Below are 26,707 nucleotides of genomic sequence, written 5' to 3'. Positions count from 1 at the left end.
CCGTCACCTCCGGGCCGCGCGACGGACGCGGGGCGCCCGGGACCGCGGGGGGCGGGCCAGCCACGCGGCGAGCACCTGCGTCACGCGCGGCAGCACGAGGTAGGTCATCACGGGCGTGAGGACGAGCGTCGTGGCGAGCACGCGCGGGACGACCGGCACCGCGTCCCACGCGGGGACCAGGCTCCCGACGAGCAGGGTGAACGCGAGGTTCACGGGGAAGAACCCGAGCCAGATGCTCACGGACTGCTTCCAGCGGGGCGGCGCCGCGGCGACCGCCGCGCTCGACGACGCGCCCGACGGCGCGGGCGACGTCGGGTCGTCGAACCAGCCCTCGATGCCCGTGCGACGCTCGACCCGCGTCTCCTCCACGAGGTCGCGGCCCCGGGCGAGCCAGCCCACCCGGTCGGGCGAGGTCTCCCACGCGTCGAGCGTCGCGGCGTCCGCGAACCGGTAGAGCATGTGCCAGTCGTGCGACCCGGCGGACGCGCGCACCCAGCCGGAGCCGAGGAAGCCCGGGTAGCGGTTGGCGAGGTTGACCCCGTCCTGCACCCAGCGCGTGACGGCGGGGACGTTCTCGGGCCGGACGCGGCGCTCGATCGCGACGGTCACGGGACCGGCGCCGGTGCGGGCCGGGCCGGAGCGGGGTCGGGCGGGCGGGCTCGGGGGCAGGGCGCGGGCGGGGTCGCCGCCGGTCCGCCGCGCGTCCCCGGGGACGTCGTGGGTCATGGGACGAGTGAACGCGGCGGGTGTTTCCGGGTCGTGAACGCGCGCGGGCGCGGGACGGATCGTCCCGCGGGTCGGGACGCGGGCCGACGCGCGCGGCGGCCGGGCCGGGCCTACCGTGGCAGGCATGATCTCGTGGGAGCTCGCGCTCGCCCTGCGCGACGCGGGCGTGCGGTGGTCCCCCGCCTCGGGCGACCGCTTCCGCCTCCTCACCACCGGTGCCGACGGCGACGTCTTCACCGTGAGCGACATGACCATCGAGCCGCACGAGTTCGACACCGGCGTCGTGCTCGGCTTCAACGGCACGACGGAGTGGGCGCTCGACTCCGTCGCGCTCGAGGACGCGCTGTGGCACCCGCTGGAGGGCCAGCTCCGCGAGCTGCTCGGCGGCACGTTCCGCGCGCTCGAACGGACCCCCGACGGGTACGTCGTGCGCACCGAGGTCCTCGGCGAGGCGGCCGAGCACCGCGCCGCCGACGCGGCCGACGCCTACGCGGACGCCCTGCTCGCGCTCGTCGCCGTGAGCACGGAGGGCCCGCCCTGACCCGCCGCCGGCACGCGACCTGGCTCGACGACGTCCGGCGTGCCCCGGGCGTCGTGCGCCGGGTGCTGCGCGCGCTGGGCGACGAGCCGCCCCTCGCGGTCGAGCCCGAGCCGCCCGAGGTCTCGCCCGACCTCGTGCCTCTCCTGCGCGAGCTCGGGACGGCGCTCCTCGACTCCGGCCGCTCGGTCACCGACGTCGAGGACGACCTCGAGGCGGTCGCCCGGCGGTCGGGCGCCTCGACCGTCGGCACCCTCGTCCTGCCGACGGGCGTCTTCGTCCGGGTGAGCACCGAGAGCGGCGCGGTCGCGGACTTCTCGGCCGCCGAGGCGAGCGGTCTCAACCTCGACCAGATCGGGGCGCTCATGACGCTCGTGCGCCGCCTGCGCACGTCGGACGTCCCGCTCGCCGACGCGCGGGCGCAGCTGCGCGCGATCGTCGCCCGCCCGCCCCGGTTCGGGCCCGTGCTCACCGTCGTCGGGCACGGGCTGCTCACCGTCGGGTTCGGCCTCGTGCTCAACCCGACGGGCCCGCTCCTGCCCGTCTACCTCGCGCTCGGGCTGCTCGTCGGGGCGCTGCGCTGGCTCGGCACGCGGTGGCCCACGCTCGCGACCGCCCTGCCCGTCGTCGCGGCGTTCGTCGTCACGCTCCTCGCCGTGGACGTGGTGCACCCGTGGTTGGGCGACGACCCGCTGAGCGTGCTCGTCCCGCCGCTCGTGTCGTTCCTGCCCGGGTCGGTGCTCACCGTCGCGGCGATCGAGCTGACGAGCAACCAGATCGTCGCGGGGGCGAGCCGGCTCGTCTACGGCGTCGCGCAGCTCCTGCTCCTCGTGTTCGGCGTCGTCGCCGGCGCCGCCGTCGGGGGCCCGCTCGTCGCGGCACCGCAGGGCGACCGCCTCGGGTGGTGGGCGCCGTGGGTCGGGATCCTCGCCGTCGGGCTGGGGCAGATGCTCTTCGCGTCGTCCCCGCGCGGGTCGCTCCCCTGGGTCCTGCTCGTGCTGCTGGGCGCCTACGCGGCCCAGCTCCTGGGGTCGCTCGCCGCGGCGCCCCTCGCCGGGTTCTTCGGGGCGCTCGTCATCGCCCCGCTCGCCGCGCTCGTCGAGCGCTCGCGGCACGGGCCGCCGGCGGCCGTCACGACGCTGCCCGCGTTCTGGCTCCTCGTGCCCGGTGCCCTGAGCCTCCTGGGTCTCTCCGACCTCGTGAACGGGGGCCCGGAGGCCGCGCAGGAGATCGCGAACGCGGTCGTCGCCGTGTTCGGGATCGCGCTCGGGACGCTCGTCGGCTCGGCGGTCACGCGCGACGCAGGACGCGTGACACGTACCCTCTTCACGTCCTGAGCACACGGTCCCCACGCCATTCCCGGGGCTTCCCCTCGTGAGCCCACCCCTCTGGACGTCCGTCTAGTTGAAGATGGAACAGCCGACAGGCCTCCGCGGTCCACCCCGAGACCGTGCCTGTCGGCGTCGTGGTGAGAGGGCGCGCTCGCGTCCCGCCCGACCGCACGCCGTCGTGGTCACCCCGCGCTCCCCTGCGCAGGTGCCCAGGGACCGGAGCGCGCCGCGCTCGATGCCCGCGACCACGACCCGATGATCGGATCGTCCGCTTGACCACTGCACAGCACCTCACGTCCACCCCGACCGGCACCACCGGCGCGTACCCCGCCGTCCGCGGCGAGGCGCGCTAGATGGGCCGCCACACCGCGCGCCGGGCCTCGTTCCCCGCCGCACTCGTCTCCGCTGCCCGCCGTGGCACGCACAGGACCGGCTCTGCCGCGCCCCGGCGCCGCCGCACGCTCGGGACCGGCGCCGCCGTCGCGGCCGTCGCGCTCACCGCGAGCACCGCCGCGGCGGCCTTCGCCGACGGCGCGGTGCCGTCCGCGGCGACCGACGCGACCGAGGCGGCGCCCGCCGGCGCGCCGACCCCCGGCACCGCGGTCGCCCCCGTGTCCCTCGGGACGTCCGCCGCCCCGGCGACGGCCGACCCGGCGACCGTCGACGCCGCGGGCGACGTGCTCGTCCGGGCCCAGTTCCTCACCGGGGAGGGCGCCGCGGCGCTCACGCCCGAGCAGGTCGCCCAGATCGAGGACGCGCGCACGCGGCTCAGCGAGGCCGTGTCCGAGGCGTCCCCGTCCGAGGATGCCACCACGCTCCTCGGCTCCCCCGCGGGGTCCGGGCTCGCGAGCCCGGACGACGGCGCCACGGCGACCGCCGAGGCCACCGAGGAGCCCGCGACCGACGACACGCTCACCGCCGCCGAGACGCTCGGCGCGAGCGTGCCCGCGCTCGACGGCCGCGCCGACGACCGTGCGAGCCGGTCCTCGGCCCGCACGCCGCTCGACGAGCTCGAGGCCGCGGTCCCGACGCTCGGCACCGCGACGCCGGGCCTGGCCACGGCGCCCGACGACGCCCCGCCCGGGACGGACGCCGCCGCGCCGTCGGCCGGCGCTGACGCGGCGACCGAGTCGCCCGAGGAGGACGCGGCGGCCGCGGACACCGCGACCGACGCGCCCGACCTCACCACCGGTACGGGGAACGCGAACGCCGGTGCCCCGGCCGCAGACGCCGAGGCACCGGCGGACCCGGCGGCTCCCGCCGGCACGGAGGAGATCGCCGCGCTGACGGCGGAGCTCACGACCCTGCTCGACGCCGCCGGCTCGGGCGTGACCGTCCAGGTCGTGCCCGGACCGCCGTCGGCCGAGGAGGTCGCCGCCCAGCTCGACCAGTGGGCCACGTCCACCGCGGGCTACGGCAACGGCCAGATCCCGGCGAGCGCGCTGTGCGAGCTGTCGTTCGCGCCCGGCGAGCAGCTCCGCTGCGACGCCGCCCACCAGATCGAGGCCCTCAACGAGAAGTACCGCGAGGCGTTCGGCGCGAACCTGTCCGTGACGGACTCGTACCGCTCGTACGCGTCCCAGGTCGCCGTGAAGGCGTCCCGCGGCTACTTCGCGGCGCCGCCCGGCATGTCGAACCACGGCTGGGCGCTCGCGCTCGACCTCGGCGGCGGCATCCAGAGCTACGGCACCGCGCAGTACGAGTGGATGCGCGCCAACGCGCCGGCCTACGGGTGGGAGAACCCCGAGTGGGCCCGCGCCGGAGGCTCGAAGAACGAGCCCTGGCACTGGGAGTACGGCGACATCTCCTGACGAGCCGCTCCCCCACGACGACGGCCCCGGCACCGCGACGACCTCGCGGGACCGGGGCCTTCGTCGTCCGTGCGCGGCGACGCCGGGCGCGTCAGGTGAGGGCGTCCGCGAGGAGCAGCATCGTCACGAGGAACCCGGTGACGAGGTTGAGCCACAGGAACGCCCGCCACCCGGCGTTGGCGCGCTCGCAGTCGTCGTCGCGCACGTCGCGGAACCGCAGCACGTTGACGGCGTACGGCAGCGGGAGCAGCGCGGCGAGGACGCCGGGCCACGGGAGCACCGCGAGCACGACGGCCGCCCCGACGTACGCCGCCGCCGCGGCGAGCACGGTCGCGTGCGCGCCGATCGCCGTCGCGACGGACGCGATGCCGCCCTCGCGGTCCGCGCGCACGTCCTGCACCGCACCGAACGCGTGCGAGGCCATGCCCCAGAGCACGAAGCCGACGAGCACGGGCCAGACGGACCGCGCGGAGAGGTCCGCGTCGACGAGCACGAGCGCGTACAGCAGCGGCCCGGCGAAGTGCATGGCGGAGGTGAACGAGTCGAGGAACGGGCGCTCCTTGAACCGCAGCCGGGGCGCCGAGTAGGCGACGACGCCGAACACCACGAGCGCGAGGACCGCGCCCGCGAGCGGGTCGCCGACGAGCAGGAGCGCGACGAGGAACGGCACGTTGGTCGCGACGCACGCGCGCAGGATGCGCCGGTGCGTGACGCGCGCGGTCGCCGGGTCCGCCAGCGCGCCCTCGATGCCGCCCTTGCGCGGGTTCCGCAGGTCGCTCGCGTAGTCGAAGACGTCGTTCACGCCGTACATGAGCAGGTTGTACGGCACGAGGAAGTACAGCGTCCCGACGACGAGCGCGAGGTCGACGCGCCCGCCGGTCGCCACGAGGTACCCCGCGGCGAAGGGGTACGCGGTGTTGATCCAGGAGAAGGGCCGCGACGCGGCGAGGACGTCCTTCACCGGTCGTCCTCCGTGGCACGCGCGCGCCCGGACCCGCGCTCGGCGGTGCGGTCGCGACCGGCGGTGCGGTCGCGACCGCGGGCGCCGAGCACCGTCCACAGCACCGGCATCCCGAGCGCGGCGGCGAGCGCGTACGCGAAGTCCTCGAGCGGCGCCCCCCACAGGTAGACGCCGAGGATCTTGTCCGGGTGGTAGACGTACAGGTCGGCCGCGATCATCAGCGTGTCGAACACGAGGGTGAGCACGCACATCACGACGGCCGTCCACACGAGCGGCCCGGGTCGCAGCCGGCGCAGCACGCGCCACGACACCGCGACGAGCACCGCGAGGACGATGACGTTGAGCACGATGTTCGTCACGCGTCGTCCTCCCCGGCGCGCCGGGCCGCGAGCACGCGCTCGGCGCCCCGCCAGACGAGCAGCGCGTTGTAGCACAGGAGCGTCAGGAACACCGCCTCCTCGACGGGGAGGTCGGGCGCGAGCAGCAGCCCGGTCATCCAGGGGCTCTCCCCGCGCGCGAAGATCCCGAGCGCGAGTCCCGCGACGTCCCACGCGAGGAACCCGACGACGCCGAGCCCGACCGTGAGCGCGGCCCGCCGCGGGTCGGACCAGAACGCGAGCCGGAACCGGCGGTCGAGCACGGCCAGGCCGCCGAGCGAGACCGCGAGCGCACCGAGGTAGGCGAGGCCCGTCACCGGCGGACCGCCACCGGCCGGTCCGCCGGCCGGAGCCGTTCGGGCCGGCGGCTCGCGGCGAGGAAGCCCTCGCGCAGCGGCTCGGGCAGCGGGCGCGCGGACGTCTCGCCGAGCAGCCGCTTGGCGACGAGCTCGGCGCTGATCAGGCACATCGGCAGTCCCACGCCCGGGATCGTGCCACCTCCGGCGTGGTAGAGCCCGTCGACACGGCGGGACGCGTTGCCCGGGCGCCACAGCGCGGACTGCCGCAGGGTGTGCTCCATGCCGAGCGCGCCGCCGCGCCACGCCGAGAGCTCGGTCGCGAAGTGCGCCGGGCCGAGCACGCGTCGCGTGACGACGCGCCCCGGGAGGTCCTCGACGCCCGCCCAGCGTCCCACCTGGGCGAGGTAGCGGTCGGCCAGCCCTTCGAGCGTGCGCTGCGACGGCTCGTCGCCGCCGAGCGTCGGGTCGGCGGGGAACGGCACGAGGAGGAACAGGTTCTCGTGGCCGGGCGGCGCCGCGGGGGCGGCCGACGTCGGCCCGTCGGTCGCGCTCGTGCGCGACACGTACAGCGAGGCCGGCTCCGGCACGCGCAGGCCGCGGGGGTCGCTGCGACGGTCCGGGCCGAGCACCGCGTCGAAGTTGGCGGGCCAGTCCTTCGTGAAGAACAGCGAGTGGTGCGCGAGCTCGGGCAGCTCGCCGCGGACGCCCGCGAGCACGAGCAGCGCCGAGATGCCGGGGCCCTTGTCCTCCCACGCCGCGGCGGGGAGGTCGGCCCAGCGCGGATCGAGGAGCGCCGTCTCCGTGTGGTGCCGGTCGGCGGCCGACACGACGACGTCCGCCTCGACGAGCTCGCCCGACGCGAGGCGCACCCCGGCGACCCGGCCGCGGCGACCGCCGCCGGGCACGACCTCGATCCCGGCGACGTCGGCGCCGGTGCGCACCTCGGCGCCCGCGTCGCGCGCGAGCCGCTCGACGGCCTCGATGAGCGTGTACATGCCCCCGCGGGGGTACTGGACGCCGTCGACGAGGTCGAGGTGGCTCATGAGCGAGTAGAGCGCGGGCGCGCGGTAGGGGGACGACCCGAGGAACACGGCGTGGTACCCGAGGAGCTGCTGGAGCCGCGGGTCGTCCACGGCGCGCGCGGCCCGGTCGGCGAGCGACTCGCGCAGGAGCCCGGCCAGGCGCGGAAGCCGGCGCAGCACCGCGGGCGAGAGCGCCCGGTCGGGGCGCTCGAACGTCGTGTAGAGGAAGTGGTCGAGCGCGAGCCCGTACGCCTCGCTCGCGTCCTCGGCGTACGCGGCGACCCGGCCCCCGGCACCCGGCTCGATCGCGTCGAGCCGCGACCGGTTGACCCCGGGGTTGCCGGACAGCTCGAACGTCGACGCCGCGCCGTCCGCGCCCGGCTCGAAGAACACCCGGTACGCCGGGTCGAGCGGGACGAGGTCGAGGTGGTCCTCGACGCGCGCGCCGAGCAGCCCGAAGAAGTGCTCGAACACCTCGGGCATGAAGTACCAGGACGGGCCGGTGTCGAAGCGGAAGCCGTCCACCTCGAGCGTGCCCGCGCGACCGCCCACCTCGTCGTGCCGCTCGAGCAGGGTGACGCGGGCGCCACCGCGCGCGAGCAGGGCGGCGGTGGCGAGCCCGGCGATCCCCCCTCCGACGACGACGACGCGCGGAGCCCTCACGCGAGCACCTTCCGCGGGCGCGGGGAGCGGGCGGACGCCACCTGGCCGAGGAGCTGGCCGCCGGCGGCGCGCGCCGCGAGCGCGACCTTCATCGTGTCCGGGATGCGCACGCGCGCACGCAGGATGTCCTCCGGCGGCGTCGCGGCGAGCCGCGCGAGGAGCCGCTCGTAGACGGCGACGGTCGCGGCCACGGCGATGCGCGGGCGCACCGGGAGCCCGGGGAGCGCGGCGCGGGCGGCGGCGAGGTCGCCCTCCACCTCGCGGCAGAACGCCTCGACGTCCCGGCGGCGCAGCCGGCCGGGGACGACGCCCGGCAGGTAGGCGCGCCCGAGCTCGTCGTGGTCGGTGCGCAGGTCGCGCAGGAAGTTGATCTTCTGGAACGCCGCGCCGAGCGCGCGGGCGCCGCGGACCAGCACCGGGTCCGGGACGCGCAGCGGCTCTCCCGGGCGGCGCCGCGCGTTGAGGAACACCGCGAGGCACATGAGGCCGACGACCTCCGCCGAGCCGTACACGTACCGCTCGTAGCTCTCGCGGTCGTGCACGCGCACCGTGAGGTCGGTGCGCATCGAGGCGAAGAACGGGTCGACCTCGTCGTGCCCGAAGCCGCAGCGGCGCGCGGCACGGGCGAACGAGTGGACGACGAGGTTCGTCGACCAGCCCCGGTCGAGCGCCCGCGCCGTCTCCGCCTCGAGCTCGTCGAGGAGGTCTGCCGCGCCGTCGCCGCGGCGCGTGTCCACGACCTCGTCGGCGATCCGCACGAGCCCGTACACCGCGTCGATCCCGTCGCGGGTCGGCGTGTCGAGCAGGCGTGCGCCCAGCCCGAACGAGGTCGAGTACGCCGCCAGCACGACCCGGCTCGTGCGTGCGGCGGTCAGGTCGTACAGCCGTGCCGGGTCGCTCTCGTCGCCCACGTCGTCGTCCCGCCTTCCGTCGCCGGGGCACCTCCCCGGTCAATCCTCAGCATGCTGAGGGATGTAGGATCGCACGGGACGCCGGATTTCACACCTCGGAGGCGGCCTCGCGCGTCGTGTCGATGCGGCGGGGCCCGGACTGCCAGGCCTCCCACGCCGACGCGATGATCTCCGGCAGGCCGTTCGTGGCGCGCCAGCCGAAGAGCTCGTTGATGCGGCGGGGGTTCCCGACGAGCTGCGGCGGGTCGCCCGCGCGGCGCGGCAGGACCTCCGGCGTGACGTCGAGCCCGCTGACGCGCCCGATCTCGTCGATCACCTCGCGCACCGAGGAGCCCTCGCCCGTGCCGACGTTGAAGACGTCGAACGGACGCTCGTCCACGTCGAGGTACTCGAGCGCGGCGAGGTGGGCCTGCGCGAGGTCGAGGACGTGGATGTAGTCCCGGATGCACGTGCCGTCCGGCGTCGGGTAGTCGTCCCCGAAGATCTTGGGCCGCTCGCCGCGCTCGAGGCGGTCGAGGACCATGGGCACGAGGTTGAGCACCGCGGGGTCGCCCAGGTCCGGCCAGCCCGCACCGGCGACGTTGAAGTAGCGCAGGGCGACGAACCGCAGCCCCCACGCGCGGCTCGCGGCCCGACCGAGCCACTCCCCGACCAGCTTCGTCTCGCCGTAGGGGTTGATCGGCTCGGCGTGCAGCTTCTCCTCGACCAGGGACACCGACGGCATGCCGTACGTCGCCGCCGACGACGAGAAGACGAGGCGGTCGACGCCGGCCGCCTGCATCGCGGTGACGAGGTTCGTGAAGCCCCCGACGTTCTGCTGGTAGTACCAGGCCGGCTTCTCGACCGACTCCCCCACCTGCTTGCGCGCCGCGAAGTGGACGACCGCGCGCACGTCGTGCTCGGTCATGGCGCGCGTGAGCACGTCCACGGCCTCGGGCGACGCGACGTCGACCTCGACGAGCACCGCGTCACCCACCCGGTCCGCGCGGCCCGTGCTCAGGTCGTCGACCACGACCACCTTCTCGCCGCGCTCCTGCAGGAGGCGCACCACGTGCGCGCCGATGTACCCGGCTCCGCCGGTCACGAGGATCGTCATGGCACCACCCTAGTGCGCGCGCCCCGCGCGGCGACGGGTCGCCCCCAGGGCGTCCGGTCGCGCGCCGCGGGGAGGCCCGACGGCGCCCTCAGGCGTGGCCGTGCGCCTCGCGGTCGCGCAGGGCCGCCGTCTCGAGCTGGAAGGTCGAGTGCTCGACGGAGACCGGGAAGTGGTGGGCGACGCACGTGCGCACGCGCTCGACGATCTCCAGCGCGTGCCCGTCGCGGAAGCACGCGTCGTCCACGACGACGTGCGCCGAGATGGTCGGGAGCCCCGTCGCGACCGTGGAGGCGTGCAGGTCGTGGACGTCCTCGACGTGGTCGAGCGAGAGGATGTGCCGCCGGACGTCGTCGAGGTCCAGGCCCTCGGGCGTGAACTCCATGAGGACGGCCGTCGCCTCGCGCAGGAGGCGGAACGCGCGCGGCACGATGAGGACGGCGATGAGCAGGCCGGCGATCGCGTCGGCCCGCTGGTAGCCCGTCGTGGCGATCACGACGGCGGCCACGATGACCCCGACGGAGCCCAGCGCGTCGTTGACCACCTCGAGGAACGCGGCCCGCAGGTTGAGGTTCGCGCGCCGCCCGGACGCCAGGACCGCGATGGCGACGAGGTTCCCCACGAGGCCGACGATCCCGAACACGAGCAGCTCGGAGGAGGGCACCTCGGGCGGCTCGAGCAGGCGCCGGACGCCCTCGACGGCGGCGTACGCGCCGACGGCGAGGAGCAGCGCCGCCTGCGCGAGGGCCGCGAGCACCTCGACACGACGGAAGCCCCACGTGCGGTGCTTGGTCGCCGGGCGCAGCGCGAGCGACGCCGCGACCAGCGCGACGGCCAGCCCGATCGCGTCGGTGAGCATGTGCGCCGTGTCCGTGAGGAGCGCCAGGCTCCCTGTGAGCACCGCGCCGACGGCCTGGGCCGCGAGGATCGTCGCGGTGATGCCGAACGCGACGGCGAGCCGCCTGCGGTGGTCGGGCGCGCCGAGGTCACCTGCGCCGTGGTCGTGACCCGCTCCCATCGATCCTCCATTCATCGGTGTTTACCGATGATATCGATGAACACCGATGTTTTCTAGGCGGGATGCACCGTGACACGCGTCACGCGCAGGGGTCAGGGGGCGAGGGCGACGTGCTCCGCGTCGGCGAGGAGGTGCGCGACCTCCGGGCGCACGAGGCGGTACCAGGACGACCGGCCCTCCCGCCGCACCGCGACGACCCCCACCTCGCGCAGCGTGGTGAGGTGCTCCGAGACGGTCGACTGCGCCAGCCCGAGCTCGCGCGTGAGGTCGACGACCCGGCGCTCCGAGCCCGTGAGCAGGTGCACGATCGCGAGACGGCGCGGCTCGGCGAGCGCGTGGAGCAGGCGCGCGACCGCCTCGTGGTCGTGCGCGCCGTCGTGCCGGGGGTCGCTCGCGGCGCTCGTCGTCACCCGCCGATCCTAGCGATCGGCAGCCCCGGACCGCCCGGGCTCAGCCCCAGCCGAGCTCGTGCAGCCGGTCGTCGTCGATGCCGAAGTGGTGCGCGATCTCGTGGACGACGGTCACCGCCACCTCCTCGACCACGTCCTCGCGCGTCTCGCAGATGGCGAGCGTCGGGTTCCGGAAGATCGTGATGCGGTCGGGCAGCGCGCCCGCCGCCCACATGTGGTCGCGCTCCGTGAGCGGCACCCCCTCGTAGAGCCCGAGCAGCTCGGGGTCGTCGTCGGGCGCGTCGTCCTCGACGAGCACCACGACGTTGTCCATCTGCACCGCCAGCTCCTCGGGGACGAGGTCCAGCCCGTCGCGCACGGCGTCCTCGAAGTCGGCCCGCGTCATCTCCACCACCCGCCCATCCTCCCCCGCGCGGGCGGCGGATCCGACGAGGAGCCCCCGGCGGCGCCGCTGTACACTGGCCGACGTTCCTGAGCCCCCATCGTCTAGCGGCCTAGGACCCCGCCCTTTCACGGCGGTAGCACGGGTTCGAATCCCGTTGGGGGTACGCGAGATCGCGTCGGAACCGGTGGTCACCGGCGGATTTACGGATCGGCTCACCGGTACGGTACGATCCTCTCGGTTCGAATGCGGGCCACCACACCACCAGGATCGCTGGTGAAAATCACCGGGTTCCCTGGTGCTAAGGTGTGTCTCGCGAAGAACAGCAAGGCCCTGTAGCGCAGTTGGTTAGCGCGCCGCCCTGTCACGGCGGAGGTCGCGGGTTCAAGTCCCGTCAGGGTCGCGTGAGGCGAAGAGCCCGGTCGGCATCGGCCGGCCGGGCTCTTCCCCCATGGCTCTGTAGCTCAGTTGGTAGAGCGTTCGACTGAAAATCGAAAGGTCACCGGATCGACGCCGGTCGGAGCCACCGAGAGACCCCCGCCCGGGATTCCGGACGGGGGTCTTCTGCGTCCCGGGCCCGCGCGGTGTCCCTCGCGCGACCCTCCTCGCCCCCGGGCACCGCGCGCACCCCCGGGGAAGTTGCGCGCCGACCCCGGTGCCGGTTGAGTGGTGGGGGATCACCTGCGGAAAGGCTGAGAGATGAGCGACTGGATCGACGGGCGCATCCCGCCCGAGGAGCAGAAGCCGACAGTCGGACAGCTCGTGGAGCGCTTGTCCGAGCAGGCGACCCGGCTCGTCCGCTCGGAGATCGCCCTCGCGAAGGCCGAGCTGACGACGAAGGCGAAGCACGCCGGCATCGGCATCGGCCTGCTCGTCGTCGGCGGCGTGCTAGTGCTGTACGGCCTGGGCTTCCTGCTGCACTCCGCCATGGAGGGCCTCGCGACCGCCATGCCGCTGTGGCTCGCGGCGCTGATCGTCGGCGGCGTCCTCGTGCTGGTCGCCGGTACGCTCGCGTTCGTCGGCGTCAAGCAGCTCCAGCGGGGCGTGCCGCCGACGCCGACCGGTGCGGTCGAGAGCATCAAGGAAGACGTCGCGACCATCAAGGAAGGACTGCGCCCGTGAGCGGAACCGGCGAGACCCCCGACCCCCAGCTCTCCCCGTCCCAGCTCGAGGACGAGATCGCGCGCACCCGCAAGGAGCTCGCGGGGACGATCGACGAGCTCACGACGCGGCTCGACCCGCGCGTCCAGGCCAAGGCCGCCGCGCAGCAGGCGAAGCAGGCGGCGAGCGACACCGGGGCGTTCCTCTCCGGCAACGGGCTGCCCGAGGAGGACCCGGACCGGTCCCGCAACGTCAAGCTGCTGCTGGGCGCCGCCGTCGTCGGTGTCGCGCTGGTGGCCGCGGCGATCCTCCGCCGCCGCTCGTAGCGACCCCGTCGACGAACGCCGTCGACCCCGCGCCGGTGCTCCACCGGACGCGGGGTCGGCGGCGTTCCGGCGTGCGGGAGGGTTCGGCGACGTGCGGGATCTCCGGCACGCGGGGAGGGTTCGGGACGCGGGACGTCCGGCGTGCGGGAGCGTCGCACGCGCGCAGAGCTGGGTGGCAAGGCCGGCGCCGCCGTGGCCGACCGAGGGCGCGCGTCGAGCCGGCGCCCGTTCGGGTACGCGCCGCCACGTCGGCGTGCCGTGGGCCGTGGGCGGGGCGCGACCCCGGGTCAGGACTTGTCGGTGCCGTCCGCGGGCTCGCTGGCGGCGCCGAGCAGGGCCCGGACCTCGGACTCGCGGTAGCGCCGGTGGCCACCGAGGGTGCGGATCGACGACAGCTTGCCCGCCTTCGCCCAGCGGGTGACGGTCTTGGGGTCGACGCGGAAAAGGCTGGCGACCTCGGCGGGCGTGAGCAGAACCTCGGACTCCCCGTGCATGGACATCACGACACCTCCTCCTGGTACGCGCTGGTCCGGCAGATACCCCGGATCACGACGACAGCACGACGCCAGTACCTTCCATTGTCGCAGCATGCGGATTTCGGGCGACTTGACGGACGGGTGAATTAGGCGCTCTATGGTCGGATCGGCCGGATAGGCGCTCCTGCGGCATACGAGAGCGTTGCCGCAGGTGGTCCGCAGGGGCCCTCCGCACCACCGGACCCGGCCCGGGCGAGGCCGCGCGGTGGAGACTGTGTGACGGTAGGCACGTCCACGGCTCGACCAGGGTCTCTGAGTGGATGGAATAGGCCCTGAGCATGTACCGTTGGACCCTGAACAGACGAAACTACACCCCGGGGCCGCACGTCTGAGTACGTTGCCGCCCCGCTTCTACGTTGAGGGGGTCGGAGCCATGGGCCGCGGCCGTCAGAAGGCAAAGCAGACCAAGGTCGCTCGCGCGCTGAAGTACTACAGCCCCGAGACGAACTACAGTGCGCTCGAGCAGGAGCTCACGGGTCACAGCCGTACGGATGTCGTGACGGACTCGCGCTTCGGCGCCGAGCCGGACGACCTCGAGCGCTACGACCAGCGCTACAACGACTGGTCCGACGACCGCTGACGGTCGTCCGCCACACCCCCTCCGCCGTCTCGCACGGACGCACCTGACCTCGACGGCGCCGCCGCCTGCCCGCAGGCGGTGGCGCCGTCGTCGTGCGTCCGCGACGGATCAGCCCACCGCGATGTCCTCGGCGGATCGACCCACCGCGCCGTCGCGCCCGCGGGAGAGCAGCCCTGGCCGGGCCGACGCCGCGATCCGCGCGCCGACCCGACCGGGCGGTGATCAGGAGCGGTAGTCCCCGACGAGCCGCACCGCACCCGCCTGGACGCCCTTGGTGCCGGCGACCAGGTCGCCGTCGGCGAGGTCGCGGGCCGCGTCCGGGTCGAAGGCCTCGACCGTGCCGAGCACCCACGCGGGCACGCCGAGCGCGGCGCACCGCGCCAGGGCGGCGTCGACGCCGTCCGCGCCCACGACCGCGACCATCCCGACGCCGAGGTTGAGGGTGTTCTCGAGGTCGCCGCGCGGCACCCCGCCCAGCTCGCGCACGAGGCGGAAGACGGGCGGCACGTCCCAGCTCCCCCGGTCCACGACCCCGACGAGCCCGGCCGGGAGGACGCGCGCGAGGTTCGCGGCCAGGCCGCCGCCCGTGACGTGCGTGAACGCGTGGACCTGGGCCGCCTCGTCGGCGGCCAGGGCGAGGCAGTCGCTCGCGTAGACGCGCGTCGGGGTGAGCAGCTCCTCGCCGACGGTGCGGCCGAGCTCGTCGACGTGCCGCTCGAGGCCCCAGCCCGCGTGCTTCAGCACGGCGCGCACGAGCGAGTAGCCGTTCGAGTGGAGACCCGACGACGCCATGGCGACGAGCACGTCGCCCTCGCGCACGCGCTCCGGGCCGAGCAGGGCGTCCGCCTCGACGACGCCCGTGGCCGCGCCCGCGACGTCGTACTCGCCCTCGCCGAGCAGGCCCGGGTGCTCGGCCGTCTCGCCGCCGACGAGCGCGGTGCCGGCGACCTCGCAGGCCGCGGCGATGCCCCGCACGATGCCCGCGATGCGCTCGGGCACGACCTTGCCGCACGCGATGTAGTCGGTCATGAACAGCGGCTTGGCGCCCACCACCACGATGTCGTCGACGACCATGCCGACGAGGTCGAAGCCGATCGTGTCGTGCACGTCGAGCGCCTGGGCGATCGCGACCTTGGTGCCGACGCCGTCGGTCGACGTCGCGAGCAGCGGACGGCGGTACGTCGCGACCTCGGAGAAGTCGTACAGGCCGGCGAACCCGCCGACGCCACCGAGGACCTGCGGCCCGTGGGTGCGGCGCACGGCGTCCTTCATGAGCTCGACGGCCTTGTCACCGGCCTCGGTGTCGACCCCCGCGGCGGCGTAGGTGAGGCCCGTGCGGGGCGAGTCGGCAGTCATGGTGTCGGCTCCAAAGGTGTCTCGCGGCGCGCGCGCCGGTGGTGCGTAGGGTGCGGGTCAGGGGTGCTGGAGGGCGCCGGCGCCGCCGGCGGTCACAGAGAGGCTGCGCAGCCCGTCCTCGGGCGCCCCGAGCGGGAGCTCGGCCTGCTCGAGGAGGTGCTTGCCGAGCTGGTCGTCCGGCGGCAGCTCGATGGGGTACTTGCCCGTGAAGCACGCCGTGCAGAGCTGGGACGACGGCTGCTCGGTCGCCGAGATCATGCCCTCGGTCGAGATGTAGCCGAGGCTGTCGGCACCGAGCGACTGGCCGATCTCGTGCGGCGAGAGGCCGTTCGCGATGAGCTCGGCGCGCGACGCGAAGTCGATGCCGTAGAAGCACGGCCACTTCACGGGCGGCGAGCTGATGCGCACGTGCACCTCGGCCGCGCCGGCCTCGCGCAGCATCCGCACGAGCGCGCGCTGCGTGTTGCCGCGCACGATCGAGTCGTCGACCACGACGAGCCGCTTGCCGCGGATCACGTCGCGCAGCGGGTTGAGCTTGAGCCGGATGCCGAGCTGGCGCAGCGTGTCCGACGGCTGGATGAACGTGCGGCCCACGTAGGCGTTCTTCGTGAGCCCCTGGCCGAACGGGATGCCCGACTCGGCGGCGTAGCCCACCGCGGCGGGCGTGCCGGACTCGGGGACCGGGATGACGAGGTCCGCCTCGACGGGGTGCTCGCGGGCGAGCTGGCGGCCCATCTCGACGCGCGCCGCGTGCACCGAGCGGCCGTTGATGCTCGTGTCCGGGCGGGCCAGGTAGACGTACTCGAAGACGCAGCCCGCGCGCTCGATGGGCGCGAAGCGCTGCGAGCGCAGGCCCTCCGCGTCGATCGCGATGAGCTCGCCGGGCTCGACCTCGCGCACGAAGGACGCGCCCACGATGTCCAGAGCCGGCGTCTCGCTCGCGACGACCCAGCCGCGCTCGAGGCGGCCGAGCACGAGCGGGCGCACGCCCTGGGGGTCGCGCGCGGCGTACAGCGTGCGCTCGTCCATGAAGACGAGCGAGAACGCACCGCGCAGGCGCGGGAGCACCTCGAGCGCCGTCGCCTCGAGCGCATGGTCGGCGTCGCCCGCGAGCAGGGCGGTGACGAGCGCCGTGTCTGTCGTGTTGCCGCGCGCGAGCTCACCGCGGCGCTGGCTTCCGTAGCGCTCGGCGACGAGGTTGACGAGCTCGGCGGAGTTCGTGAGGTTGCCGTTGTGCCCGAGGGCCACGGTCCCGGACGCGGTGGCACCGAGCGTCGGCTGCGCGTTCTCCCACGTCACGCCGCCCGTGGTCGAGTACCGGCAGTGCCCGACGGCGATGTGCCCCGTCAGGGCGTTGAGGGCCGTCTCGTCGAAGACCTGGGAGACGAGGCCCATGTCCTTGTAGACGAGGATCTGCTCGCCGTTGCTCGTCGCGATGCCCGCCGACTCCTGGCCGCGGTGCTGCAGCGCGTAGAGCCCGAAGTAGGCGAGCTTGGCGACCTCCTCGCCGGGCGCCCAGACACCGAAGACGCCGCAGGCGTCCTGGGGGCCTTTCTCGCCGGGCATGAGGTCGTGGTTGAGAAGTCCATCTCCGCGGGGGGCCACGTACCTCAGTGTCCCACAGCGCGCGGGCGAGGACGGAAGCGGACGACCAGGCGGACGGCCGCCCGCCGTCGTTCACGGTGGCGTTACGTCGTCCCACCTGTCGGTCGGGGGTTTCGCTGCGTGGGAACGCCGCGCTTGAATCTCGACTTACCCGACCGCAGGGGTCCAGTATGGCCGCCGCGTCGGGCCCGTTCCACCACCGCTCCCGCTCCCCGGGACCCCGACGAAGGACGACACCATGCGACGCCTCCGGACGACGATCACCCTCGCGGCTGCCGCGGCAGCCACCGCCCTGGTCCTCACCGCCTGCGCGCCGACCGCCGTCGACGGGTCGGGCGGGGGCGACGCGAGCGGCGACGGTGGCTCCGACGTCGAGCCCACGACGCTCTCGCTCGTCGGCTTCGCCGTGCCGAAGGCGGGCAACGACGCGGCGCAGGAGCTGTGGGGCGAGACCGAGGACGGCCAGGGCGTGACGTGGGAGACGTCGTACGGCGCGTCCGGCGACCAGAGCCGCGCGGTCGCCGACGGGCTCGAGGCCGACTATGTGCACTTCTCGCTCGAGGGCGACGTGACGCGCCTCGTCGACGCGGGCCTCGTCGCCGAGGACTGGAACGCGGGCGAGAACCAGGGCATCGTCAGCCAGTCCGTCGTCGTGCTCGTGGTCCGCGAGGGCAACCCGAAGAACATCCAGAGCTGGGAGGACATCGTCCAGCCCGGGGTCGAGATCGTCACCCCGAACCCCGGTTCCTCGGGCTCGGCCCGCTGGAACATCCTCGCCGGGTGGGGCAGCGTCATCGCGAACGGCGGCTCCGAGGAGGACGCGACCGAGTACCTGCGGAAGTTCTTCACCAACGCGGTGGCGCTGCCCGGCAGCGGCCGCGACGCGACGACGGCGTTCACCTCCGGCACCGGCGACGTCCTGCTCTCCTACGAGAACGAGGCGATCCTCGCGCGGCAGAACGGCGAGACGTTCGACTACGTGGTCCCCGACCAGACGCTCCTCATCGAGAACCCCGCCGCGGTGACGGTCGACGCCGACCCCAAGGCGCAGAGCTACCTCGACTTCGTCCTCACGCCCGAGGGCCAGGAGGCGTTCGCGCACGTGGGCTTCCGCCCGCTCACCGGCGACGTCGACTTCGAGGTGGAGGGCGCCAATGACCCGAGCGACCCGTTCCCGGCCGTCCCCACCCTCCTCACCATCGCCGACGACTTCGGCGGCTGGTCCGCGACCAACGACAAGTTCTTCGGCGACGAGGGCCTCGTGACCAAGATCCAGGCCGAGACCGGGAAGCAGTGACCCGTGTCCGCGACCCTCGCTGAACGGCCGGGCCGGGCGGCGCGCGAGCGCCGCCCGGCCCCGGCCGCGCCTCCCGGCCGCACGCGCCGTCGGGCGCCCAACGGCCCCTACCGGCTCACGGCGACCTCGGGCCTCGGGCTCGGCGTCGCGCTCGTGTGGTTCTCGGCCCTCGCCCTCGTCCCGCTGATCGCGGTGCTCGTCGAGACGTCCGTCGGCGGCTGGCCGGCCTTCGTCGCCGCCGTGACGCAGCCGCAGACCGCCGCGGCGCTGACCCTCACGGTCACGCAGGCGCTCGCCGTGACCGCCGTCAACGTCGTCATGGGCACGCTCATCGCGTGGGTCCTCGTGCGCGACCGGTTCCCCGGCAAGCGGCTCCTCGAGGTGCTCATCGACATCCCGTTCGCGCTCCCCACGATCGTCGCCGGCCTCGTGCTGCTCGCGCTGTACGGGCCGTCGGGGCCGCTGGGGGTCGACGTCGCGAACACGCGCGCCGCCGTCTTCCTCGCGTTCCTGTTCGTCACGCTGCCCTTCGTGGTGCGCAGCGTGCAGCCCGTGCTCGCCGAGCTCGACCGCGACGTCGAGGAGGCCGCCGCGTCGCTCGGCGCGACGCGGGCCACGACCTTCCGCCGCGTCGTCCTCCCGGCCCTCGCGCCCGCGATCACCGCTGGCGCCGCGCTGTCGTTCGCGCGCGCGATCAGCGAGTACGGCGCGCTCGTGCTGCTCTCCGGGAACCTGCCGATGCGCACCGAGGTGGGCTCCGTGCGCATCCTCAGCTACCTGGAGAACGGCCAGCCGGAGCAGGCGGCGGCCGTCGCGTCGGTGCTCCTCCTCGTCTCGCTGCTCGTCATCGCGACGATCCAGCTCCTCCAGCGCAGGGTGGCCCGCCGTGGATAGCTCTCCCTGGGTGCGCCGCACGCTGCGCGCCGTCGTGGTCGTGTACCTCGTGCTGCTCGTCGGGTGGCCGGTCTCGCTCGTCGTGCGCGGCGCGTTCGCGGACGGGCTCGAGACGTCCCAGCGGGCTCTCGCCGACCCGTACGTCGTCTTCGCGCTCCAGCTCACCGCCGCCGTCGCGGTGCAGGTCGTGCTGATCAACACCGTGTTCGGCGTCGGCATCTCGATGCTCATCGTCCGGTACGACTTCCCGGGCAAGGCGCTCCTCAACGCCCTGCTCGACCTCCCGCTGTCCGTCTCCCCGATCGTCGTCGGGCTCTCGCTCGTCCTCGTGTACGGGAAGAACGGCTGGTTCGGCGGCGCCCTCGAGGACGCCGGGCTCCAGGTGATCTTCGCGCCGCCGGGCATCGTCCTCGCCACCGCGTTCGTGTGCCTCCCGCTCGTCATCCGCGAGGTCGTGCCGGTCCTCACCGAGCTCGGCACCGACGAGGAGCTCGCCGCCACGAGCCTCGGGGCGAGCCGCCTCCAGACGTTCCGGCGCATCACCCTGCCGGCGATCCGGTGGGCCGTCGTCTACGGGGTCGTGCTCACGCTCGCGCGCGCCCTCGGCGAGTTCGGCGCGGTCAAGGTCGTCTCCGGCAACTTCGAGGGCCGCACGCAGACGTCCACGCTGCTCGTCGAGCAGCGGTACCAGGACTTCGAGCAGGGCACCGCCTACGCCGTCGCGTTCCTCCTCGCGTCGGTGTCCGTCGCGTGCATCGTCGCCGTGACGTTCCTGCGCTCCGACGACGCCGCCGGCCCCCGCCCCCGCCGCTCCCCCCGCACCGTCAGGTCCACCCGCACCGCCGCCCCCACGGAGGCCCACGCATGAGCATCGAGATCCGCAACGTCCGCAAGACCTTCGGCGACTTCGTCGCGCTCGACGACGTCTCCGTCTCCGTGCCGACCGGCCGCCTCACGGCCCTGCTCGGCCCGAGCGGCGGCGGCAAGTCCACGCTGCTGCGCGTCGTCGCCGGGCTCGAGGTGCCGGACTCCGGCCAGGTCGAGATCGAGGGCCGCGACGCCACGAACCTGCCCGCGCGCCGCCGCAACGTGGGCTTCGTCTTCCAGCACTACGCGGCCTTCAAGCACCTGAGCGTCGCGCGGAACGTCGCGTTCGGGCTCGAGATCCGCCGCACGCCGAAGGCCGAGATCGCCGAGCGCGTCGACGAGCTGCTGCGGCTCGTGCACCTCGAGAGCTTCGCCCACCGGCTGCCCTCGCAGCTCTCCGGCGGGCAGCGCCAGCGCATGGCGCTCGCCCGCGCGCTCGCGATCCGCCCGAGCGTCCTCCTGCTCGACGAGCCGTTCGGCGCGCTCGACGCGAAGGTCCGCAAGGAGCTGCGCGACTGGCTGCGCCGCCTGCACGACGAGATCCCCGTGACCACGGTGTTCGTCACGCACGACCAGGAGGAGGCGCTCGAGGTCGCGGACGAGATCGTCGTCGTCAACGAGGGCCGCATCGAGCAGGTCGGCACGCCCGACGACCTCTACGACCGCCCCGCGAACGACTTCGTCATGGGCTTCCTCGGCCCGGTCACGCGCCTCGGCGGCGTCCTCGTGCGACCGCACGACGTCCACGTCGAGGTGCTGCCCGACGGCGGGGCGGGCCTCGACCCGTCGGCACACCGGGGCGTCGCGATCGGGGACACGGCGGACGCGGCGGGCGTGACCGGCGTCGTCACGCGCACGACGCGCGTGGGGTTCGAGGTGCGCGCGGAGGTGACCGCGGGCGACGAGGTGGTGTCCGTCGTCGTGACCCGCGCGGAGGCGCGGACGCTGGGCCTGGCGCCCGGCGTGGCGGTGCGGCTCTCCCCCGCCGCCGGCGCCCCGACCGGTACGGTGTCCGAGCCGGCGGACCGGCGCGTGGCCGAGCCGCTCGTCGGCTGAGCGGTCAGCGGCGCCCGCGCAGGCTGCGGCGGTCGGCGACGACGGCCCACACGCCCGCGACCGCGGCGCCGAGCGCCGCGCACGTCACGAGGATGACCGTGAAGTAGACGCCGGGCTTGAAGACCGGCGCCGCGGCGGGCGACTGGAGCCACGCGCCTCCGATGCCCAGGCCGAGGACCGTGCCCAGGAGGATGCCGACCGTGAAGAACGCGCGGTAGCGGGGGGCGCGGCGGACGGTCGCCGGGTCGACCACGGACTCGATCTCGACCTCCTCGCCACCGGCGGAGGCGGCGTCGCCGGGGGTCTCGTCCGACCTCGCCTCCTGCCCGACGGGCCCGGGCTCGGCGGCGGCTGGCTCGGCGGCCCCGGGCTCGGCGGCCTCGGACCCGGCCTCGGGGCGCGCGGCGTCGGGCACGACGGCGTCGGGCGCGGCGGACGGGTCGGGGGCCGTGCCGTCGGGCACGCGGGACTGCTCGGAGCTCACGAGCACGACCCTACCCGCGCTTCCTGGGACTCCCCGCAGAGTCCTCGCCCCGGACGCACCGCGACCCGGGCCCGTCGGACGGGACCCGGGTCGCGGGACGTGGCGTCGCCTCCTCGGCGGCGCCGCACGGCGTCAGGCAGACGTCAGCCGCAGGTCTGACCCTCGAAGGGGATCTCGTACTCCTGCGTCACGCCGTCGAGCGTCGCGGTCACGGTGACCGTCCCGCCCTCGACCGACGTGGCCCGGGTGTTGAACGACTGGTAGGCGTTCTTGCCCGGCTGGAGGTTCGGGAACCGCTTGGAGCCGTAGGGCGTCTCGAGGACGACCTCGACCGGCGCGTCCTCGCCGTTGGTGGCGCGGACCGCGAGGTGGACGAACTTGCCCGTGCAGCGCGCGGTGGCCTCGAGGTTCACGAGCTCCACCGTCGGGGCCGCGGCCTCGACCGTGACCGGGATGCGCGCCGTCGTGCCGCTCGGCGACGCGACGACCCACAGGTCGTACTCGCCCGCCGCGGCGTCGGCCGGGACCGTCGCCGTCAGGGTCGCCGCCCCGCCCGTCACCGTGGCGGTGCCCGCCGGGGTGCCCGGGGCCGCCGGGTCGAACGTGGCGTCCGCCGCGACGAGGTACCCGTCCACCGACGTGTTCGCCGGCGACCCGAGCGACGTGAGGTCGAGGCCCGAGAGCCCCACGCTCACGTCGGAGCCCGCCGTCACGGTGCCGGGCAGCTCGTCGACGACCACGCGCGACCGGTCGAACGACGGCGACACCGGCGAGCTCTGCTGCAGGTACGCGATCCACGCGTCCCGGTCGACCAGACCGGAGTCGCGCGGGTCGGTGCCGTCCGTGAACACGCGGAAGTTGTCGCCCCCGGTGGCCAGGAACGAGAACGTCGCGACGCGGTACTCGCCGTCGGGGTCGATCGGCTCGCCGTCGATCGTCACGGACGAGACGTTGCTCCCCGGCGCCGCGTTCGGGTCGGCGGTGCTCGCCGTCCACGACACGTTGTCCGAGAGGCCCAGGGCGAGGTACGGGCGCGACGGGCGGTTGCCGTTCGCGTCCGTCTGCCACTGCTGCTCGAGCATCTCGACGACCTGCTCGCCCGTGAGGGTCACGGTCCACAGGTTGTTGACGAACGGCAGGACCGCGTTGGCCTCGGCGTACGTGATGACGCCGTCGTCGCCGTGCAGGAGCTCGGCGCGCAGCCCGCCCGGGTTGACGACGCCGATGTCCGCGCCGCCGCGCGCCGGGTCGGAGAGCGTCGCGAGGAGCGAGTCCGCGACGAGGTTGCCGAGCGTCGACTCCGAGGCGCGGTCGTCACGCCCGGACGTCGGGTCCGGGCCGGGGCCCACGTACGTCCCGCCGGGACCCGTGTACGCGCCGCCCGCGAACGCGGTCGTAATGTCCGCGGTGACCTCGCCGATCGGGGTCGCGCCGATGATCTCGGCCTGCTGGAGCGCCGCGTCGACGATCGTCTTGACCTCCGCGACGCGCGGGTACGTCGCGACCAGGGTCGCGTCCTCCGCCTTCGTGCGGGCCACGTTCTGCGCCGTGTACGCCGTGACCTCGTGGGTCGCGGTGTCCACGGTGAGCGACACGTGCCCGATGAACTCGCCGTAGTTGCCGGTCTGGACGATCGGGCGGGTCTTGCCCGGGGCGCCCGGGACGGGCGCGTCCCACGCGTACTGCTTGTGGGTGTGGCCCGTGAAGATCGCCGCGACGCGCGCGTCGGTCTCGTCGACGATGTCCGCGAAGGCGCCGCCCGCGGCGACCTCCTCCTCGAGCGTCGCGCCGTCGGGCGTGCCCGCGGACGCGCCCTCGTGGACGAGGCCCACGACGACGTCCGCCTCGCCGTTCGCCGGGTCGCCGTCCTGGAGCTGGGCGGTGACGCGGTTGAGCGCCTCGACGGGATCGCCGAACTCGACGTCGGCGATGCCCGACGGCGTGACCAGCGTCGGGGTCTCCTCCGTCACGACGCCGACGAAGCCGACGTCGAGGCCGTCGATCTCGACGACCTGGTACTCCGGCAGCGCCGGGTTCGTCGTGCCCTTGTCGTAGACGTTCGCGCCCAGGTAGGCCCAGTCGGCCTCGTCGGTGACCCGACCCGTGAGGTCGTCCACGCCCTGGTCGAACTCGTGGTTGCCCACCGCGGACGCCGCGAGGTCGAGCGCGTTCAGCACGTCGATCGTCGGCTGGTCCTCCTGGAGCGCCGACGCGAACAGCGAGGCGCCGATGTTGTCGCCCGCCGAGACGAAAGCCGTCCCGTCGGGGTTCGCCGCGCGCAGCTGCTCGATCGTGCCCGCGAACTTCACCGTGTTGGCGTCGATGCGACCGTGGAAGTCGTTGATCGCCAGCAGGTCGAGCTGCGTGGTGCCGGGCTCGGTGGCGCCGAGCTGGAGGCCCACGAGGACGGGGTCGTGGTCGGACGACCGGAACGGCGTCGTGTCGTAGAGGATCGACGCGTTGTAGTTGTACCGGCTGTACTCGTTGGCGATCGGCTCGACCGAGTTGATGTTCCACACGTCGGTGCCGGTGACTGCGTCCGCCGCGGCCGACGACGCGAACACGTGGTCGAGCGACCCGACGTACCCGTCGAACAGGTAGGTGTGCTCGCCCGTCGACGCACCGAGGTCGGTGTAGCCGGCGTCCTTGAGCACCTGCAGCGGGTCCTCCTGCTCGTAGGAGTTGAAGTCGCCCGCGAGCAGGACCCTGTCCGTCCCGGCGTCGGCCGCGACGTCCTCGGCGAAGGCGACGAGCGCCGTCGCCTGGCCCACGCGCGCCTTGTTGTACGCGCCCTGGCCGTCGCCGGTGTCCTTCTGGTCGGCGGGCGCGGAGTCGCTGCCGCCCTTCGACTTGAGGTGGTTCGCGACGACGAGCACGTCGTCGCTCGCCGCGTCGTCACCCTCGGTGATCCCGCCCGCCGGCTGGAACACCTGGGCGAGCGGCTCGCGCGCGTTCGAGAACGCCGGGTCGTCGATCAGGATCACGGAGTCGCCGACCGGCTCGGCCTCGGCCACCTGGTAGATGTACGCGAGGCGGATGACGTCCTCGTCCGTCGGCACCGTGGCCGGGGACGGGACGAACGCCCACTCCTCGGCACCCGCGGCCGCGTTGAGCGCGCCCACGAGGTCCGACAGCGCCTGGTCGCGGTCCTTGCCGAACGGCTCGGAGTTCTCGATCTCCATGAGCGCGACGACGTCCGCGTCGAGGGCGTCGATCGCCGCGACGATCTTCGTCTGCTGCCGCTCGAGGTTCGCGGCGTCCGCCGCGCCGCGCGCGTCGCAGCCCGTGCGGACCGTGATCGGGTTCCCCGCGCGGTCCGTGTAGAACTGGCAGCCCGCGACCTGGTCGCCCGTGGTCGTGAAGTAGTTCAGCACGTTGAACGTCGCGACGGAGAGGTCGCCCCCGACCTCGGCCGGAGCGTCCTCCCGCGTGTTCTCGAACGTGACCGGCTGCACCGTGGCGGCGTTGCCGCCGTCGCCCGCGGTGAGCTGCGTGCGCGGCTGGAACGTCCAGGCGTCGAACCGGTAGTCGAGGATGACCGGCGTCGTGAACGACACGGCCGCACCCACGCGCGCCGGTGCCCCGCCCGTGAGGTACGGGAGCGGGACGCCCTTGTTCGCCGTGTTGTTGAAGTTCGTGGTGGCGCCGTCGTCGAGCACCACGGCCCGCGCCGCACGGTCCGCGACGGCGGCCGCCGCCTCCGCGCTGCCCGGCCGCCCGGCCGACGTCGGCTGGACGAACGGGTCCGTCCCCGCCGCGAGCACGAACGACCCGTAGTAGTTCGTGTCGTAGTTGTCCGCGACGACGTAGTCACCGGCGGGCTGCACGAGCATGCCCTCGAGGACCTCGCGCTCGGCGTCGGTCGCCGGGAACGCGACGTTCGCGGGCTTGACGTCCTGTGCCGCCTCGTCGAGCACGGTCCAGCCGCCCGCCGCGGGCGTGATCTGGGTGAGCGTGAAGTACTCGGACACCGCGCCCGTCACCTCGACGTGGTCGCCGACCGCCACCGCGGCCGCGCCCGCCTTCGAGTAGACGAAGATCGCGTCCGACGCCGTGTGCGACGCGTCGAGGTCGCCGCCTGTGCCCTCGGTCTGCAGGTAGAAGCCGTCGTAGCCGCCCGTGGGGTAGGTCGCGGTGACGACGCCGCGCGTGGTGACCGTCTGCCCGACGAGCGGGCTCGCCGCCCCCGTGCCCTGGATCTCCGCGATCGGGACGACCTCGCCCGGCTCGGGGCCCGGGCCGCCGCCGTCGTCGCCGCTGTTCTGCGGCGTCACGGTGCTGGAGAGCGTGAGGTCCTTGCTGTTGTCGTCCGTGTCGGCGTACCCGGTCCGGTTGATCGACGCGGGCACGTTGTTGGCCGACGGCGCGGGGCCCACGGCCGTCTCGAACGTGTTCGAGGTGCCGTACCCGATCAGGTCCACGACGTTCGCGGCGCCCGCGGCGTTCCCCGCCGGCAGCGTCACCGGAGAGGTCGACCGCACGAGCGCGAGGGTGCCCGTCGTGCCCGACGGGTTGAGACCGCCCGTCGCGTCGGGCGTGGGCAGCGCGGCGCCGTTCGAGCCGTTCGACCCGCCCTGCACCAGGTAGTAGCCCCCGGGGGCGACCGAGCCGGTCAGCGCGGTCACGCCCGTGAAGGCGCCCGTGCTCGTCGCCGAGCGGTACTGCAGCGACATCCCGGAGAGGTCGATCGCCGCCTGCGTGGGGTTGTACAGCTCGACGAACTTGTGGGTGTACGGGGCGTTGGCGCTGCCGCCGCTCAGGTAGGCCTCGTTGATGACGAGGCCCGACCCGTCGGGCGCCGCGCTCGCGGCGGTGGCCGCCGCGACGGAGAACGGCACGGCGAGGGCCACGGTCAACGTGCCCGCCACCACCCTCCGTCGCCGCAGGTGCTGGTGGTCGGTCACGCTGACTCCTTCATCTCGTGCGGACGGCCGGGCAGCAGCTCGCGCGTTCCCGTGGGTCGGGGACGAACCTCGGACGGGGCGACACCCTGCCTCCGCGGGACATCGCACCTCACCTGGATGAACGTGCGGTTGCTGCCGTGTCACCGCCACGAGAACGCC

Annotated in this window: 25 protein-coding genes and 3 tRNA genes; 13 read left to right on the top strand and 15 right to left on the bottom strand. The window is 74.2% G+C overall.

The features are described from left to right. Nucleotides 1-3 precede the first annotated feature (3 nt). Nucleotides 4-726 (bottom strand): antibiotic biosynthesis monooxygenase, encoded by a 723-nt coding sequence (locus HKK73_RS03230; RefSeq protein WP_171467433.1) that lies wholly within the window; start codon nt 724-726, stop codon nt 4-6. A 124-nt stretch (nt 727-850) separates the two neighbouring features. Between HKK73_RS03230 and HKK73_RS03225 the strand changes: the two genes are divergently transcribed. The 3 genes from HKK73_RS03225 (at nt 851) to HKK73_RS03215 (ending at nt 4,406) form a co-directional block, all read left to right on the top strand. Then, entirely contained in the window at nt 851-1,267 is a 417-nt protein-coding gene (locus HKK73_RS03225) for a hypothetical protein (protein ID WP_171467432.1), read from the top strand. Nucleotides 1,268-1,329: 62 nt separating this feature from the next. Next, complete coding sequence (locus tag HKK73_RS03220; protein ID WP_171467431.1) at nt 1,330-2,601, top strand: threonine/serine exporter ThrE family protein; 1,272 nt, start codon at nt 1,330-1,332, stop codon at nt 2,599-2,601. Nucleotides 2,602-2,948: 347 nt separating this feature from the next. Next, nucleotides 2,949-4,406, top strand: coding sequence for a D-alanyl-D-alanine carboxypeptidase family protein (locus HKK73_RS03215; RefSeq protein WP_137279725.1), 1,458 nt, complete (start codon nt 2,949-2,951; stop codon nt 4,404-4,406). Between the two features lie 91 nt (nt 4,407-4,497). Here the strand turns inward: HKK73_RS03215 and HKK73_RS03210 are convergent, their stop codons facing one another. From HKK73_RS03210 to HKK73_RS03170, 9 genes are all read right to left on the bottom strand, one after another. Further along, entirely contained in the window at nt 4,498-5,367 is an 870-nt protein-coding gene (locus HKK73_RS03210) for a prenyltransferase (RefSeq protein WP_114552788.1), read from the bottom strand. Then, the gene (locus HKK73_RS03205; RefSeq protein WP_081895887.1) at nt 5,364-5,726 is read right to left on the bottom strand and encodes a lycopene cyclase domain-containing protein; all 363 of its coding nucleotides are present in this window, start codon (nt 5,724-5,726) and stop codon (nt 5,364-5,366) included. The genes HKK73_RS03210 and HKK73_RS03205 overlap by 4 nt, the downstream gene beginning before the upstream one ends. Further along, nucleotides 5,723-6,061 carry a lycopene cyclase domain-containing protein gene (locus HKK73_RS03200; protein WP_031317163.1) on the bottom strand — a complete coding sequence of 113 codons (339 nt, stop codon included), beginning with the start codon at nt 6,059-6,061 and terminating at the stop codon, nt 5,723-5,725. Before HKK73_RS03200 ends, HKK73_RS03205 begins: the two co-directional genes overlap by 4 nt. Next, nucleotides 6,058-7,728 carry a phytoene desaturase family protein gene (crtI, locus tag HKK73_RS03195; RefSeq protein WP_144681908.1) on the bottom strand — a complete coding sequence of 557 codons (1,671 nt, stop codon included), beginning with the start codon at nt 7,726-7,728 and terminating at the stop codon, nt 6,058-6,060. The genes HKK73_RS03200 and crtI overlap by 4 nt, the downstream gene beginning before the upstream one ends. Then, on the bottom strand, nt 7,725-8,639 hold the full coding sequence (locus HKK73_RS03190; RefSeq protein WP_085386576.1) for a squalene/phytoene synthase family protein: 915 nt from the start codon (nt 8,637-8,639) through the stop codon (nt 7,725-7,727). The genes crtI and HKK73_RS03190 overlap by 4 nt, the downstream gene beginning before the upstream one ends. Before the next feature lie 88 nt (nt 8,640-8,727). Then, entirely contained in the window at nt 8,728-9,735 is a 1,008-nt protein-coding gene (gene galE, locus HKK73_RS03185) for a UDP-glucose 4-epimerase GalE (RefSeq protein WP_085386577.1), read from the bottom strand. Between the two features lie 88 nt (nt 9,736-9,823). Then, nucleotides 9,824-10,750 carry a cation diffusion facilitator family transporter gene (locus HKK73_RS03180; RefSeq protein WP_171467430.1) on the bottom strand — a complete coding sequence of 309 codons (927 nt, stop codon included), beginning with the start codon at nt 10,748-10,750 and terminating at the stop codon, nt 9,824-9,826. Nucleotides 10,751-10,842: 92 nt separating this feature from the next. Beyond that, a complete protein-coding gene (locus HKK73_RS03175) occupies nt 10,843-11,160 on the bottom strand; it encodes a metalloregulator ArsR/SmtB family transcription factor (protein WP_021481595.1) in 318 nt (105 codons plus the stop codon). Nucleotides 11,161-11,200: 40 nt separating this feature from the next. Beyond that, entirely contained in the window at nt 11,201-11,545 is a 345-nt protein-coding gene (locus tag HKK73_RS03170) for a metallopeptidase family protein (RefSeq protein ID WP_081895889.1), read from the bottom strand. Between the two features lie 90 nt (nt 11,546-11,635). Here HKK73_RS03170 and HKK73_RS03165 point away from each other — a divergent pair. The 5 genes from HKK73_RS03165 (at nt 11,636) to HKK73_RS03145 (ending at nt 12,969) form a co-directional block, all read left to right on the top strand. Further along, nucleotides 11,636-11,708, top strand: a tRNA-Glu gene (locus tag HKK73_RS03165). Nucleotides 11,709-11,871: 163 nt separating this feature from the next. Beyond that, nucleotides 11,872-11,945, top strand: a tRNA-Asp gene (locus HKK73_RS03160). A gap of 50 nt (nt 11,946-11,995) precedes the next feature. Beyond that, a tRNA-Phe gene (locus HKK73_RS03155) sits at nt 11,996-12,068 on the top strand. Nucleotides 12,069-12,241: 173 nt separating this feature from the next. Beyond that, a complete protein-coding gene (locus HKK73_RS03150) occupies nt 12,242-12,664 on the top strand; it encodes a phage holin family protein (RefSeq protein WP_021481597.1) in 423 nt (140 codons plus the stop codon). After that, nucleotides 12,661-12,969, top strand: a complete 309-nt coding sequence (locus HKK73_RS03145) for a DUF3618 domain-containing protein (RefSeq protein WP_021481598.1) — start codon at nt 12,661-12,663, stop codon at nt 12,967-12,969. Before HKK73_RS03150 ends, HKK73_RS03145 begins: the two co-directional genes overlap by 4 nt. Before the next feature lie 287 nt (nt 12,970-13,256). Here the strand turns inward: HKK73_RS03145 and HKK73_RS03140 are convergent, their stop codons facing one another. Further along, nucleotides 13,257-13,469, bottom strand: coding sequence for a BldC family transcriptional regulator (locus tag HKK73_RS03140; protein WP_021482113.1), 213 nt, complete (start codon nt 13,467-13,469; stop codon nt 13,257-13,259). 409 nt (nt 13,470-13,878) lie between these two features. On the opposite strand from HKK73_RS03140, the gene HKK73_RS03135 reads away from it, so the two are divergent. Next, a complete protein-coding gene (locus tag HKK73_RS03135; protein WP_021482112.1) occupies nt 13,879-14,085 on the top strand; it encodes a DUF3073 domain-containing protein in 207 nt (68 codons plus the stop codon). A 222-nt stretch (nt 14,086-14,307) separates the two neighbouring features. Here the strand turns inward: HKK73_RS03135 and purM are convergent, their stop codons facing one another. Both purM and purF read right to left on the bottom strand, forming a co-directional pair. Continuing rightward, nucleotides 14,308-15,441, bottom strand: coding sequence for a phosphoribosylformylglycinamidine cyclo-ligase (gene purM / locus HKK73_RS03130; RefSeq protein ID WP_171467429.1), 1,134 nt, complete (start codon nt 15,439-15,441; stop codon nt 14,308-14,310). 57 nt (nt 15,442-15,498) lie between these two features. After that, entirely contained in the window at nt 15,499-17,046 is a 1,548-nt protein-coding gene (gene purF, locus HKK73_RS03125) for an amidophosphoribosyltransferase (RefSeq protein WP_171467428.1), read from the bottom strand. Nucleotides 17,047-17,284: 238 nt separating this feature from the next. Here purF and HKK73_RS03120 point away from each other — a divergent pair, with 238 nt between their 5' ends. Genes HKK73_RS03120 through HKK73_RS03105 form a run of 4 tightly spaced genes read left to right on the top strand, consistent with a single transcriptional unit; the run spans nt 17,285 to nt 21,160 of the window. Next, nucleotides 17,285-18,343, top strand: a complete 1,059-nt coding sequence (locus HKK73_RS03120) for a sulfate ABC transporter substrate-binding protein (protein ID WP_114552785.1) — start codon at nt 17,285-17,287, stop codon at nt 18,341-18,343. A 3-nt stretch (nt 18,344-18,346) separates the two neighbouring features. Then, a complete protein-coding gene (gene cysT / locus HKK73_RS03115; RefSeq protein ID WP_171467427.1) occupies nt 18,347-19,237 on the top strand; it encodes a sulfate ABC transporter permease subunit CysT in 891 nt (296 codons plus the stop codon). Continuing rightward, a complete protein-coding gene (locus tag HKK73_RS03110; protein ID WP_171467426.1) occupies nt 19,230-20,105 on the top strand; it encodes a sulfate ABC transporter permease in 876 nt (291 codons plus the stop codon). Before cysT ends, HKK73_RS03110 begins: the two co-directional genes overlap by 8 nt. Then, nucleotides 20,102-21,160: a sulfate/molybdate ABC transporter ATP-binding protein gene (locus tag HKK73_RS03105; protein WP_171467425.1), complete on the top strand. Its 1,059-nt coding sequence runs from the start codon at nt 20,102-20,104 to the stop codon at nt 21,158-21,160. Before HKK73_RS03110 ends, HKK73_RS03105 begins: the two co-directional genes overlap by 4 nt. Nucleotides 21,161-21,164: 4 nt before the next feature. On the opposite strand, the gene HKK73_RS03100 is transcribed toward HKK73_RS03105, so the two are convergent. Then, nucleotides 21,165-21,644 (bottom strand): hypothetical protein, encoded by a 480-nt coding sequence (locus HKK73_RS03100; protein ID WP_171467424.1) that lies wholly within the window; start codon nt 21,642-21,644, stop codon nt 21,165-21,167. Between the two features lie 143 nt (nt 21,645-21,787). After that, entirely contained in the window at nt 21,788-26,548 is a 4,761-nt protein-coding gene (locus tag HKK73_RS03095; protein WP_253705765.1) for an ExeM/NucH family extracellular endonuclease, read from the bottom strand. Between the last annotated feature and the right edge of the window lie 159 nt (nt 26,549-26,707).

Source organism: Cellulosimicrobium sp. 72-3 (genome assembly GCF_013127315.1).
GTDB lineage: Bacteria > Actinomycetota > Actinomycetes > Actinomycetales > Cellulomonadaceae > Cellulosimicrobium > Cellulosimicrobium funkei.
The sequence above is the reverse complement of the archived record's forward strand: the minus strand, read 5'-3'. Positions and strand labels throughout refer to the sequence as shown.